This window comes from Borreliella bavariensis PBi, from assembly GCF_000196215.1.
In the GTDB taxonomy this organism is placed as follows: Bacteria; Spirochaetota; Spirochaetia; order Borreliales; family Borreliaceae; genus Borreliella; species Borreliella garinii.
This window is the reverse complement of record NC_006156.1, coordinates 529,650-542,954: the sequence shown is the minus strand read 5'-3', so window position 1 is coordinate 542,954 and position 13,305 is coordinate 529,650. Positions and strand designations below refer to the sequence as shown.

Genomic DNA, 13,305 nt, shown 5'->3' with positions numbered 1-13,305 from the left:
ATGATAAAAAAATTCTTGCTATTGGCAATGATAAACATCTTTCTAACAAATAAAGCTTATAGTAATGAAGAGGTAATCGAAATAAGTACTGAAATACAAAAAGAAAAATATATTCCCTTTTTAATAAGTAGAGGAAAAACCCAACTGGAAGACCTTGTAAAATATACTCTAGAAATAAATCCAGACCTTGACAAAAAATATGTAAATACTATTGCTAAAACCTACATAGAAGAATCTTTAATTGAAGGCATTAATTACGATATTGCCTATGCTCAAATGCTACTAGAAACAGGCATTCTAAAATTTAATGGGATAGTATCAAAGGAGCAACACAATTTTTCAGGAATAGGCGCTACTAATAATCTTACAAAAGGAAATTCTTTTCCCAATATTACAGAAGGAATTAAAGCTCATATTCAACATTTAAAAGCCTATGCATCAAAACAAAATATCAACTCAAATATGGTTGATCCTAGATTTTACCTTGTTGAAAGAGGATCTGCTCCAACAATATATGATTTAACTGGGAAATGGGCAAAAGATAAATTTTATGATAAAAAGCTTAAAAAAATATTATTAGAACTATTAGAATATAATAATGCAAATAAAAGCTAAAAACTCGCTATATGATTTTCTAGAAGAAATATATTCAAAATATAATAAAAAAAAATTTATACATCCTGATCCTTTAGAATTTTTATATAGATATAAAGAAAAAGAAGCCATTGAACTTGTAGGCCTAATTAGTTCTTCATTGTCACTTGGAAGAGTAGAAAAAATTTTAGAAGCAATAGAGAAAATACTCAAACCACTTGGCAAATCCCCTTCTGAGAACCTTAAGCTAGTAAATGAAAAAGACTTAAAAGAAATGTTTAAAGGCTTTGTTTATAGATTTTTTAAAGAAGAAGACATTGTAAGATTACTATATACCCTTAAGATAATAAAAGAAAAGCATCATACACTTGAAAATCTTCTTTACAGTATTTATTACAAAAACCAAAATTTTATACTTAGTATAGATGAATTAATAAAGCATATGGAAAAAATAAATGGAAGAGAATTTGGAATGCTGCTTCCAAAGCCTTCAAAGGGAAGCTCTTGTAAAAGACTTTTTTTATTTTTAAGATGGATGATACGCAAAGATGACGTCGATTTAGGTATTTGGGAAAAATTCAATCCTAATAAGCTTATAGTACCAATGGATACTCATATGACAAATATTGCCTCAAAGCTATTTAAAATAAAAGAAATAAAAAACGTAAATCTTAAAAAAGCAATAAAAATTACAAGATATTTTTCAAAAGAAAATAGAGAAGATCCTGTAAAATACGATTTTTCTTTAACCAGATTTGGAATAAATAGAGATTTTAATAAAGAAAAATTATTAAAAAATATTGACAAACTATGAAGTTTTAGTTAAAAAACCTTTAAAATAATAAATACTTAAATCATTAAAACAAAAATATCATTTTATCATAAAATAAAAAGGAAAATCTATGAATAATCTTAAAGAAAAAATAAATACTTATAGCAAACTAATTTTGGGATCTTGGCAATTTGGAGGGGGATATTTTAAACAGGTTGAAAAAGAAGCTGCCAAAAAAATATTGAAAAAAGCATATAATCACGGGATTAGAAATATTGACACTGCAAAAGCTTATGGAAATGGAATATCAGAAAAAATCATTGGTGAAATAATATTAAAAGACCCAACAATAAGAGAAAATATTTTAATTGCAAGTAAATGCTACCCAATGGAAATTTCAGAATTTACAAACAACTTTAATGAAAGCCTTAAAAATTTAAAAACTGATTATATAGATATTTACTATATACACTGGCCTAAAAACGATTTTGACCTAAAACCAATCGCCTCATTTCTTGAAGAAATGAGGGCAAAAGAAAAAATAAAATATGTGGGTGTAAGTAATTTTGAAATATCACACATGGAAAGCATAAAAAACGTTTGCAAAATTGACGTCAACCAAATAGGATACAACCCCTTATTTAGAAATAAAGAAAAAGATGTAATTCCTTACTGCGAAGACAACAATATTGCAACCATATCATATTCAACAATTGCTCAAGGACTTTTATCTAAAGCTAATATAAAAGACAAAAGAAAATTTAATGATATTATAACGGGGAAATTGATACTTTTTAAAAAAGAAATTTGGCCTCATACTTTAAAAACCATAAATAAACTTGAAGAGATAGCAAAGAGAAACAACTTAACAATTTTAGAATTAACATATTCATGGCTTAAAAAAACAAAATTAAGTGGATTTATAGTGGGTTTCAGCAAGGAAAGTTATGTAGAATCAAACTTGAATTCATTTAAAGCGGAAATTAATGACGAATTATACAAAGAGATTACATCAATCTTAGACAATTTTAATCACCAAACAAAAAATTTCCCAAATTTATTTAACAAAAAAATTTAAGACTTCATAAAAATAAATATTTCAATTAACAAACTTAACGACAATAGAATTTCCTAAAATTCTAATACCTTCTACGGTTAAATGAATATTAAAAATAAATTCTACCTCAATTAATGGTAAAAGTAGATTCGCATTACCCCCAGTAATTATCAAATTAAATCCTCTTTTATATATCTTTTTAATATCATGATAAACACCTTCTATTAAATACTTATATTGATAAAATAAACCGCTGTTTACACTACCAGATGTAGTTCTCTCTAAAAGATTAGTTGGGGTACTAATGGGAAATTTATTAAGAAGATAAGCATTATCTAATAAAGAATTAAAATTTATCAAAGGACCAGAATTAATAAGACCTCCAAGTATTCCATCCTGCCTACTAACAGCAAAAATAGTACATGCTGTCCCAAGGTCTGCTACCAAAACATTTTCTAATGAATAATTTTCAATGGCTGCAACAAGATTAGCAAAAACGTCTGATCCTAGCAAAAATTTACCACTTCCGTAAGGATTAAATGTCAAATCATAATTTAAATCAAAACTAATAAACAAAGGTTTTATCTTAAAAAAAGAAAAAATGATATTTTCAAATATTTTGTTAAGAACGGGAACAACGCTACTTATAAAAACTTGATTTACATTAAAATCAAAATTTTCTTTAAAAAAACTATAGACCTCATCATAACTTAACATAAGATTTGTTTTCATTTTAATAAATAAATTGACTTTATTGTCTTCAAATAATGCAAAAGCAATACTAGTATTTCCAATATCAATTATCAATTCTGATAATAAGGACTTATTCATAAATGTTTATTTTTTTTGCAATTTTGTCAAATCTTAATAAAAGATTAAGGGGCTTCTTTTTCTTAGGCGTTGCTTTAATAACTAAAATTTTATTCAAAGGATAATACTTCCAACCATCGGAATATATATAAAACTTATAATCTGTAAACCAATCAATTTCTCTAAATCTAACTAAAGTTGGATTTAAAATATTTCCAAAAAATATATAGTTTGAATAATTAATTTCTTGATCAAAATTAATTATAACCTTGGTATCAGTAATTTCGCGATTTAAAATCCTAGAAGCAGCATATATCCACCTGATAGAACCATTGCTAGGAATGAAAATAAATTGGGGTATGTATTGATTATCAATAATATCAGAATAATAGCTTTCATAAGGAATTCCTTTAACATAATCATTTATTAAAGAATAATAAATCACATTAAATGAAAGCTTTAATATTAAATTATCTTTCAAATAAGATGCTATTCTTTTAAGAACTCCAGAAATCTTTACTGCATACTCAACAACATCAGATGAATTCATGTTATAATTATTTAAAATATACACTTTTCCTTCATCTGTAACGCCAAATACAGTGAATATAAATCTATAAAGCTCCTTTTTAAAATCTGAATAAACAGAATCATCATTACTAATCTTAAGAAAAGTAAGATAATTAGATAGAATGTTATAGGTTTGAGTAAAATCAAAATTAGAACTTAATATTTTTTTAGGATCTTTGAGAAGATTTAAAGCATCATTCAATTTATAACCGTTTTCTGATAAAAAAATTTTTTCCAAAAGACGAGGATCCTCTTTTAAATAAACCATAAGTCTGTCTTTCTCAAGAGAGTCAATAAAAGTTTTATTTCTTGATAAATAAAAAATAAATTTATCGATTTGATCTGAATTAGCATAATAATTTAAACTTAAATAAGTAAGTTTATGTTCATTTTTAACCAATAAAGAATTTAATTTCAAAAATATTGATTCGTGATCTCCTCTAATTAAAGATTCTGCTAAAAAACAAACCATTAGATTTTCATCAAAGCCATAATCACCGTATTTAAGCCATCCTCCCCTTGAAACATTAAAATTAGCAGGATTGTTCCAAAAATCATAAGCACTTTGTCTAAAATTATCTAAAGTATCACTAAAAATTTTATTATCCACCTCTTTAATTTTTGAATGAATAGTAGAATGGTCTAATATATTGCTTTTATTGCCCTCTATAATTAAATTTGGAATATTTTTCTTTGGTGAATCGATATAAATAGCATTGCCAATTCTAAATGTTGCTTGAGGAAAAATTAAAATATCTTTTTCTCTTAGTTTTACATTTTCTCCTAAAAAGACTCTATATTCTAAATTCTCTCCTTGTCTTATTGAAATAGTAGGCTTATCTAATAAAACTTCATAATGATCTTCAACTTCATAGCTTAACAAAAAGCTCTTAGAGAGATTTGACTCAATACTAAAATTATTTTCTGAATCAAGCAAAAATCCTAGAAAAATATTATTCTCAAAATAAACATAAATGCCCATGTCTTGCACTTTATAAGAGATGGGTAAAAGATTTAACCCTGTTTCCAAAACAATAAGTGGATTAAGTTTGGACAAAAGTATCCTAAGTCCCCTAACATTAACAACAATATCATTTAAAATATATTCACTATTTTCAACCTTATTGTTTACTTCTAATTTTATATCTTTTAGAAAAAATATATTTAAGTTTAAATTCCTAAATTGTAAAAAAATAACAACAAATAATATTAGAACACCAAACAATAAATTAAAAGCTCCTGCCCTTAAAAACCCCTTCATATGATGATTCTAATAATAAAAAATTAAAATATCAATATTGATTGCATAAAAACACAAAAAATAATAAAATATATAGGTTGGCTAGCTAAATAGGAGAAAAATGTATGAAAATTCCTAAAAATTATATTCCAGGAACAAATCCTTACAAGTCTCTACCTAAAAAACCTATTATTGAAAACAAGAAAAAAATTACTAAAAAACAAGAACAAATTAATTCAGAAATTATGAAATCACAAGAGCGTATTTTGAAATTATATATGAGACGTCTGCAAAAAAAAGATCAAATAACTCTTCAAAACTTTATTCTAGAAGGACATAGAGTTGGTTCAAAAATTTTCAACAATTTGCCAAAAACACTAAAAGAAATAATAGCTTTAATGAATATAGAATCGTTAAAAGTGCTAAAAAAAAATACAAAAAATCCAATTAAAATGCTTTACATAAAATTTTCAAGCTGGACCTTAAACAAGCTAATCAAAACACTCGACATTGAATCTAATAAAACTGTAAAAAATAAATAACAATTTTCAAATTCTTTTTAAATATCTTACTTATTAAATTTTTTATTCGCGACTTTTCTTGCAATATCTATTGTTGATTTATTATCAGAATAAATAAAAAAATCTTTCAAGGACCATCTTTTATGATTATTAGGCTCTAAAATGTACATTGAATCTAAAATGTCTAATGTCATTTTATTGCCACAATAAAATTCACCAACCATGCCTAATTTATTCCCAATAGCTAAACACGCTGCAATATCCCAAAGTCCTACAAAAGAAAAATAAGCCTTATAAGAACCTGTAAAAAGTTTGACAAAAGAACTTATGTATACTGCAATAACAAGGACTAAAGATAGTTTAGAAATAATTAAGATTAAATGACCTAATAGACTTTAAAACTGCAAGCAAACTGTGGTTATTATAACATTCAGAATTAGTAAAAATAAACTTATTAAAATCTTTTCTTAAAGGATAGGTATCAACGGTTTTTTTTAGCATAAAATACTAAAACAAAGTGCTTTAAATTATACTAGCTTTAACTAAAGCTAGTATAAAATCATAAATATCCATATTAACATTTTTTTATTTTTAATCTCATAGACTCCATTAAATAGCAAAAGCTGAGAAAATTTATCAAACATAAACTCTTTCCCCCTCCTATAGATATATTAGTAACTGTAATAATATAAAAATTAATAATATTGATAAACTAAACAAGAAAAAAACAGATCCTATAACATAACTAGACATGTCTATTAAATAGATTTTTAATTAATTATTATTTATAAAATAATAATTAATTAAAATCCTCATATAATTTATTTAAGGGTATAAAAATTTAATTTAAACTTTAAAAAAGCTGTTTTTCAATTTTTTAGCAAGTAAACCTTTAATATAATGCCAACCAGATTTAATTATATCATTCTTAAAATACTTTCTATTTTCAAATAGAAACCTTAAATACTTTTGTTATTAATCTTTGACTCGCTTCTTTTTAATAAAATTTTTAATTTTAGCATCCAATATTGTAAAATCCAGACTCTTTAAAAATAATCAAACTTCTCTCTAAAGAACGCCTTAATAATATTATTATCGCCTATTTTTAATAAAAAAATAATGAGGATCTTTTCTAAAAGACTGTTCCTTTAAAAAATTTAAGCAAATTTGAAGCTAAATTAGTTTTACTTTTAAAAACTCAATCAAAAACAATTAGAGCATAAAAGACATTTTAAAGGCCTTTTTAAAAAATCTAAAAATATTTAAAATATTAATACTATATCTTTTTAAAATTAAATACTCTGTAATTTTTTACTATAAATAATATTATGATATAGGATTGAAATCCTACTACTTTTTAAATTGTAAATTTTTTTATTCTCAAACACATTAAATAATATTAAATCTCCAATTTTCCCCATAAAAAATATTATCAATAAAATTTAAAAAAAAGGAAAAGAATTTAAAAAACTAAGCTTTACATAATTTCAAATCATATTATTTAAAATAGGAATTGAAAGTTCAAACCCAAAGGTTTTTTTAGAAACTTTAACTATAGGAGCTCCTTGTCTTCTTTTGTATTCATTTTTAAAATATAGAGTTAAAACTTTATCGACTACACCTTTTTCAAAATGAAGGTAAATTGAATCTACAGATTCATTGTCAATCAAATATCTACTTAAAATAACATCAAGAAATTCATATTTTGGAAGATAATCGCTATCTTTTTGGTCAAATCTTAACTCAGCTGAAGGCTCCTTTAAAATAATATTAACAGGAATAATACATTGGTCAAACTTTGCATTAATGTACTTTACAAGATCATAAACCTCAGTCTTAAAAAGATCTCCAATCAAGGCAAGTCCCCCACAAGCATCCCCATAAAGGGTGCAATAACCAACTGCAATCTCGCTTTTATTGCCAGTATTTAAAAGTAAAGAATTTTGAGAATTACTATAAGACATTAATAAAAGTCCCCTTAACCGGGCTTGTAAATTTTCTTCGGTAACGCCTTTAACATCAAAATGCCCTTCAAGAAATCTACTGCTTACCTCAAACAAGTCTTTTATTGGCATTTCAATCAATTTAAAACCTAATTTTCTAGAAAGCTCTTTAGCATCAGAAATAGAGCCTGTTGATGAAAATTTACTAGGCATAGAAATTCCAACAACATTATCAGCGCCCAAAGCAAAACATGCAAGACACGCAACAAGGGCAGAATCAATACCCCCAGATACCCCCAAATGCACTTTAGAAAATCCTGAAAAACGAACATATTCTCTTAAGACAAGAGATATTGCTATAATAATTTTTTCAAAAAAATCATTATATGTATCAAATTTTAAATCTTGAAATGCATCATTAGATATAAAATCAAATTCAAATCCTTTGGCTTGTTTTATCTTCCCAAAACTATTAATAAAAAAGCTACACCCATCATAAACTGCAGAATCTTCAGCCCCATAAAAATTTGAATAAACAACATCTAGATTGTTTTCAACAGCAACTCTTTCAAAGAATTTTAACCTAAGATTATTCTTTTCCTTAGTAAAATAAGATTTGGATGGTACTATTAAGTACTGAGCCTTCTTTAAATTCTCACCAAATTTGGGACTTAATTCATTAAACAATAAAGCATCTTCAAAATTTAATACCGCAAATACATTGTCCTTATAACTAAAAAACCCGGGAAAGTTGCATTGTGATATAGTTAGAATAACTTTATGATTACTGATTACAGAAATAATATTTACAAATTCGCCACCCTTATAAACACTATGCCCAAAAACAACTAAAATTCTATCATCAACCTGTTCTCTTATAAACTCAATGAACTTACATATATTTTGAGAATATTGAGAACGCTCAAACAACTCACTATGCTTAGTCTTATCTAAAAACATAGAAGGAAAAACTAAAACTTCTGATCCCCTTAGCAAGGCTTCTTCATAATTAATTTTAAAATCATCAATACATTGATTAAAATCTAAAACTCTGTATTTCGTTTGAACAATGCTTATTTTCATAGGTAAATAATAAGCAATAATACATTAAATTACAACAAAATTTTAACAGATTCGGAAAGCCAATACTCATCCATATTTTAATAATACCTTAAAATTAAGATTATCTATAAACGCGCTAAAAACAAACAAAATCAAAAAATGATATCAAAAATATTCTGAGAAATAAAAAATTAAAATTTTTTATTTTGACAAAAAAATACACACCAAAATTTTGTTAAATAACAATATGTATCAATACAACACTATTATTGAAAGCTTAAGAAAAATATATATCTTGCGAATGCTCAAAATGAATCAATTTTAGTAAATTTTAAGAAAGAAAAAAATTTGTAAAATATTTTTTTTAAAGATAAAATGCTTTATCAAAGGAGGAAAAATGGAAAAAAAAGAAACTAAAAACGATGCCGAAAAAAACAACAAACAAGATAACAAAAGTACAAAATCTCAAAAAAAAGAAAACTTAAATTTGGTAAATTCTGATAAAAAAATTACCGAGCTTGAAAATGAAATCTCCAATCTTAAAGATTTGTATTTAAGAAAACAAGCAGAATTTGAAAACTTCAGAAAAAGATTAGAAAAAGAAAAAGACAATTTTGTTAAATTTGCAAATGAAACCATAATGAAAGATGTTGTTAATTTTCTTGATAACCTAGAACGAGCTATTAACTCTTCAAGAAAATCTAAAGATTTTGACAACCTATTAACAGGAATCAGTATGATTGAAAATGAAATACTATCAATCTTTGATAAAAAATATAATTTAAAAAAATTTGGAGAAAATGGCGAAAATTTTGATCCAAGTCGTCATGAAGCAATAAGTATTGAAGAGAAAGAAGATCTTAAAAATCCAGAAATAGTAGAAGTATACCAAAAAGGATATTGCTACAACGACAGAATATTAAGAACAGCAAAAGTTAAAGTTGCTCAAAGTAAAAATTAATTATAAAAAAGGAGGCTTATAATATGGGCAAAATAATAGGTATTGACCTAGGAACAACAAACTCATGCGTAGCTATAATGGAGCATGGAAAACCAGTTGTAATACAAAATTCAGAGGGTGGAAGAACTACTCCATCTATTGTTGCTTACACAAATAAAGGCGAAAGGCTTGTGGGGCAAGTCGCAAAAAACCAAATGGTTACAAACCCTGAAAACACAATTTATTCTATTAAAAGATTTATGGGAAGAAGATTTGAAGAGGTTGCAAGCGAAATAAAAATGGTTCCTTATAAAATAGAAAAGGGACTAAATGGCGATGCAAGAGTAAACATTTCCAATATAAAAAAGCAAATGTCACCGCCTGAAATCTCAGCAGCAACCCTTACAAAAATGAAAGAAACAGCAGAAGCTTACTTGGGTGAAAAAGTTACAGAAGCTGTTATTACAGTTCCTGCGTATTTTAACGATGCTCAAAGACAAGCGACAAAAGATGCTGGTAAAATAGCCGGCCTTGAAGTAAAAAGAATTGTTAACGAACCAACTGCCGCTGCTCTTGCTTATGGAATTGAAAAAAAACACGAAGAGATTGTTGCTGTTTACGATCTTGGTGGAGGAACATTTGATATTTCAATATTGGAGCTTGGAGATGGTGTTTTTGAAGTGAAGTCAACCAATGGAGACACACATCTTGGGGGAGACAATTTTGACGATGAGATAATAAAGCATTTAATTTCAGAATTTAAAAAAGAAAGCGCTATTGATTTGTCAAACGACAAAATGGCTCTTCAAAGACTCAAAGAAGCAGCTGAAAAAGCTAAAATAGAACTTTCAGGCGCTCAAGAAGCTTCAATAAATCTTCCATTTATTACAGCAGATGCAAACGGCCCAAAACACTTGCAATATACTCTAACAAGAGCAAAATTCGAACAAATGGTAGACCACTTAGTTCAAAAAACAAAAGAACCATGCCTTAAAGCTATTAAAGATGCAGGGCTTAAAGCCTCTGACATTAACGAAGTAATACTTGTAGGCGGATCAACAAGAATTCCTGCTATTCAAAAAATTGTAAAAGATATATTTGGACAAGATCCCAACAAAGGAGTAAATCCAGATGAAGCCGTAGCAATTGGAGCTGCTATTCAAGGTGGTATTTTAACCGGAGAAACCAAAGACATGGTACTCCTTGACGTTACTCCACTCTCACTAGGAATAGAAACTCTAGGTGGTGTAATGACTAAACTTATTGAACGAAACACTACAATTCCTACAAAAAAAAGTCAAGTATTCTCAACAGCTGCTGATAATCAAACCTCTGTTGATATTAAAGTCCTTCAAGGTGAACGTGAAATGGCAGCACAAAATAGAATACTTGGTAACTTTATACTTGATGGAATACCAGCAGCACCAAGAGGAGTACCTCAAATTGAAGTAAGCTTTGACATTGATGCTAATGGAATAGTTCACGTATCCGCAAAAGATATGGGAACAGGCAAAGAACAGAAAATTAGAATTGAATCATCATCAGGACTCTCTGAATCAGAAATAGATCGAATGGTAAAAGATGCAGAAGCTCATGCGGAAGAAGATAAAAAATTAAAAGAAAATATTGAGGCAAAAAATACAGCTAATTCTTTAATTTATCAAACAGAAAAATCATTAAAAGAATATTCTGAAAAAATTTCAAGCGAAGACAAAGAAGCTATTGAAAATAAAATAAAAGAATTAAAAGAAAGTCTTGATAAAGAAGACATTTCACTTATAAAATCTAGAACAGAAGAACTTCAAAAAGCTTCTTACAAGATAGCTGAGATGATGTATAAAGATTCTTCACAGCAAAATGCAAGCAACCAACAAGAAAATGGTACCCAAAGCAATACAAGCGAAGAAGGGAAAGAGGCTGATTACGAAGTTGTTGACGAGGATAAAAAATAGTGAAAAAAGATTATTATGAAATTTTGGGGCTCTCAAAAGGAGCCTCAAAAGATGAAATAAAAAAAGCTTATAGAAAAATAGCAATTAAATATCACCCCGACAGAAATCAAGGAAATGAAGAGGCCGCTTCTATCTTTAAAGAAGCTACTCAAGCTTACGAAGTTTTAATAGACGATAATAAAAAAGCCAAATACGACAGATTTGGGCATTCGGCTTTTGAAGGAGGGGGTTTTGAGGGATTTTCAGGTGGATTTAGTGGATTTTCAGACATCTTCGAAGATTTTGGCGATATTTTTGATTCATTTTTCACTGGAAACAAAGGACAAGAAAGAAATAGAAAACATGCAAGAGGTGAAGACTTAGGATACAATATAGAAATATCCCTTGAAAATGCATACTTTGGTTACAAAAATAATATAAACATAACAAGACAAATACTCTGCCATTCTTGTCTTGGGAAAAAATCCGAAAAAGGGACAAGTCCTTCAATATGTAATATGTGTAACGGTAGCGGCAGAGTAGTACAAGGCGGAGGATTTTTCAGAGTTACAACAACATGTTCCAAATGCTACGGTGAGGGTAAAACAATATCAAACCCTTGTAAATCTTGTAAGGGGAAAGGGCGTATTACAAATCAAGAAACTATTCAATTAAACATTCCTTCAGGGATTGATAATAACCAACAAATAAAAATGAAAGGGAAAGGGAATGTTAATCCAGACAACCAAGAATATGGTGATCTTTATGTAAAAATATTAATAAGATCTCATAAAATATTTAAAAGAAATGGCAAAGATCTCTACGCAATGCTTCCAATAAGCTTTACTCAAGCAGCCCTTGGAAAAGAAGTAAGAATAAAAACAATAGCTTCAAAAGAAATTAAAATACAAATTCCAAAAGGAATAGAAAATGAAGAACAAATTATAGTTAAAGGCGCAGGAATGCCAATTCTTCAAACCGAAAAGTTTGGAAACTTAATATTAATCACTAAAATAAAAACACCTAAAAATTTAAATTCTAATGCTATCAAACTTTTTGAAAACTTAAGTAAAGAATTAAGAGATGGTGATGAAATAGATTTACTCAAAGTATAAATATGTATATAACTCATTCCAATTCAATAATTGAAAGCATAAAAAATAATAAAGGTTTTGAACTTTATATATCAAAAAAAAGTTCAAAGACTAAAGAAATTGAAAGATTAGCTAAAACACAAAATATAAAAATAATAAAAATAAGTATAAATGAACTTGACAAAATTCTTAAAAGCAAAGACCACAGAGGATTTGCATTAAAACTAAAACTTGAAAAAAATAAAAATGGAAAAACACAAACTAAAGATTTTGAAAACCTACTAGAAACATTTAAAAAAAAAGAACATGCTTTCATTTTGCTTTTGGATGAAATAGAAGATCCCCAAAACTTCGGAGCAATCCTTAGAACAGCAGAACAGTTTAGCATAGATCTTGTAGTTACTACTCAAAAACGTAGTGCAAAAGACAATTTAACAGTTTTGCGCACTAGCTCTGGTGCAAGTCAATATGTAAAAAAAATAACAGTTACAAATATAAACAACACAATATATTTTTTAAAAAAACATGGCTTTTGGATATACGCTGGTGATATTAAAGGACAAGATATAAACAAAATTAAAATAAACGACAAAAAAATTGCACTTATTTTAGGCAATGAAAGCAAAGGCGTACACAAGCTAATAAAAGAAAATTCTGATTTTTTAATAAGAATCCCAACTAGCGGTAAAATAGACTCACTTAATGTTTCTGTGTCAACAGGCATTTTAATTTTTGAAATCAAAAGGCAATTAAATCTACTCTAAAACATTA

The 13,305-nt window shown here is 27.3% G+C and carries 12 protein-coding genes; 8 read left to right on the top strand and 4 right to left on the bottom strand.

Annotation, left to right across the window (positions count from 1 at the left end; all coding sequences use genetic code 11):
• From BG_RS02620 to BG_RS02610, 3 genes are all read left to right on the top strand, one after another.
• A complete protein-coding gene (locus tag BG_RS02620; RefSeq protein ID WP_011193840.1) occupies positions 1-615 on the top strand; it encodes a glucosaminidase domain-containing protein in 615 nt (204 codons plus the stop codon).
• On the top strand, positions 599-1,408 hold the full coding sequence (locus BG_RS02615) for a TIGR02757 family protein (protein WP_011193839.1): 810 nt from the start codon (positions 599-601) through the stop codon (positions 1,406-1,408). The genes BG_RS02620 and BG_RS02615 overlap by 17 nt, the downstream gene beginning before the upstream one ends.
• Positions 1,409-1,496: 88 nt before the next feature.
• Positions 1,497-2,444: an aldo/keto reductase gene (locus BG_RS02610; protein WP_011193838.1), complete on the top strand. Its 948-nt coding sequence runs from the start codon at positions 1,497-1,499 to the stop codon at positions 2,442-2,444.
• A gap of 21 nt (positions 2,445-2,465) precedes the next feature.
• Here the strand turns inward: BG_RS02610 and BG_RS02605 are convergent, their stop codons facing one another.
• Together BG_RS02605 and BG_RS02600 are read right to left on the bottom strand one after the other, a co-directional pair.
• On the bottom strand, positions 2,466-3,254 hold the full coding sequence (locus BG_RS02605; protein WP_011193837.1) for a type III pantothenate kinase: 789 nt from the start codon (positions 3,252-3,254) through the stop codon (positions 2,466-2,468).
• Complete coding sequence (locus BG_RS02600; protein WP_044007897.1) at positions 3,247-5,064, bottom strand: hypothetical protein; 1,818 nt, start codon at positions 5,062-5,064, stop codon at positions 3,247-3,249. The genes BG_RS02605 and BG_RS02600 overlap by 8 nt, the downstream gene beginning before the upstream one ends.
• A 104-nt stretch (positions 5,065-5,168) precedes the next feature.
• On the opposite strand from BG_RS02600, the gene BG_RS02595 reads away from it, so the two are divergent.
• Positions 5,169-5,585, top strand: a complete 417-nt coding sequence (locus BG_RS02595) for a hypothetical protein (RefSeq protein ID WP_011193835.1) — start codon at positions 5,169-5,171, stop codon at positions 5,583-5,585.
• Positions 5,586-5,611: 26 nt separating this feature from the next.
• Here BG_RS02595 and BG_RS04940 read toward each other — a convergent pair whose 3' ends face one another.
• Positions 5,612-5,788, bottom strand: a complete 177-nt coding sequence (locus BG_RS04940; protein WP_011193834.1) for a hypothetical protein — start codon at positions 5,786-5,788, stop codon at positions 5,612-5,614.
• 1,263 nt (positions 5,789-7,051) lie between these two features.
• Positions 7,052-8,590 (bottom strand): NAD(+) synthase, encoded by a 1,539-nt coding sequence (gene nadE / locus BG_RS02585; RefSeq protein WP_011193832.1) that lies wholly within the window; start codon positions 8,588-8,590, stop codon positions 7,052-7,054.
• Positions 8,591-8,966: 376 nt separating this feature from the next.
• Here nadE and grpE point away from each other — a divergent pair, with 376 nt between their 5' ends.
• From grpE to rlmB, 4 genes are read left to right on the top strand one after another with little or no spacing between them, the layout of a single operon-like run.
• Positions 8,967-9,530, top strand: coding sequence for a nucleotide exchange factor GrpE (gene grpE / locus BG_RS02580; RefSeq protein WP_011193831.1), 564 nt, complete (start codon positions 8,967-8,969; stop codon positions 9,528-9,530).
• 23 nt (positions 9,531-9,553) lie between these two features.
• Entirely contained in the window at positions 9,554-11,461 is a 1,908-nt protein-coding gene (gene dnaK, locus BG_RS02575) for a molecular chaperone DnaK (RefSeq protein ID WP_011193830.1), read from the top strand.
• Positions 11,461-12,555: a molecular chaperone DnaJ gene (dnaJ, locus tag BG_RS02570; protein ID WP_011193829.1), complete on the top strand. Its 1,095-nt coding sequence runs from the start codon at positions 11,461-11,463 to the stop codon at positions 12,553-12,555. Before dnaK ends, dnaJ begins: the two co-directional genes overlap by 1 nt.
• Before the next feature lie 2 nt (positions 12,556-12,557).
• Positions 12,558-13,298 (top strand): 23S rRNA (guanosine(2251)-2'-O)-methyltransferase RlmB, encoded by a 741-nt coding sequence (gene rlmB / locus BG_RS02565; RefSeq protein WP_011193828.1) that lies wholly within the window; start codon positions 12,558-12,560, stop codon positions 13,296-13,298.
• Positions 13,299-13,305 lie beyond the last annotated feature (7 nt).

What these genes read in the sequence shown, in the direction of transcription:
- BG_RS02620 (WP_011193840.1), top strand. Translation starts at nt 1, where the DNA reads ATGATAAAAAAATTCTTGCTATTGGCAATGATAAACATCTTTCTAACA.
- BG_RS02615 (WP_011193839.1), top strand. Translation starts at nt 599, where the DNA reads ATGCAAATAAAAGCTAAAAACTCGCTATATGATTTTCTAGAAGAAATA.
- BG_RS02610 (WP_011193838.1), top strand. Translation starts at nt 1,497, where the DNA reads ATGAATAATCTTAAAGAAAAAATAAATACTTATAGCAAACTAATTTTG.
- BG_RS02605 (WP_011193837.1), bottom strand. Translation starts at nt 3,254, where the DNA reads ATGAATAAGTCCTTATTATCAGAATTGATAATTGATATTGGAAATACT.
- BG_RS02600 (WP_044007897.1), bottom strand. Translation starts at nt 5,064, where the DNA reads ATGAAGGGGTTTTTAAGGGCAGGAGCTTTTAATTTATTGTTTGGTGTT.
- BG_RS02595 (WP_011193835.1), top strand. Translation starts at nt 5,169, where the DNA reads ATGAAAATTCCTAAAAATTATATTCCAGGAACAAATCCTTACAAGTCT.
- BG_RS04940 (WP_011193834.1), bottom strand. Translation starts at nt 5,788, where the DNA reads ATGGTTGGTGAATTTTATTGTGGCAATAAAATGACATTAGACATTTTA.
- nadE (WP_011193832.1), bottom strand. Translation starts at nt 8,590, where the DNA reads ATGAAAATAAGCATTGTTCAAACGAAATACAGAGTTTTAGATTTTAAT.
- grpE (WP_011193831.1), top strand. Translation starts at nt 8,967, where the DNA reads ATGGAAAAAAAAGAAACTAAAAACGATGCCGAAAAAAACAACAAACAA.
- dnaK (WP_011193830.1), top strand. Translation starts at nt 9,554, where the DNA reads ATGGGCAAAATAATAGGTATTGACCTAGGAACAACAAACTCATGCGTA.
- rlmB (WP_011193828.1), top strand. Translation starts at nt 12,558, where the DNA reads ATGTATATAACTCATTCCAATTCAATAATTGAAAGCATAAAAAATAAT.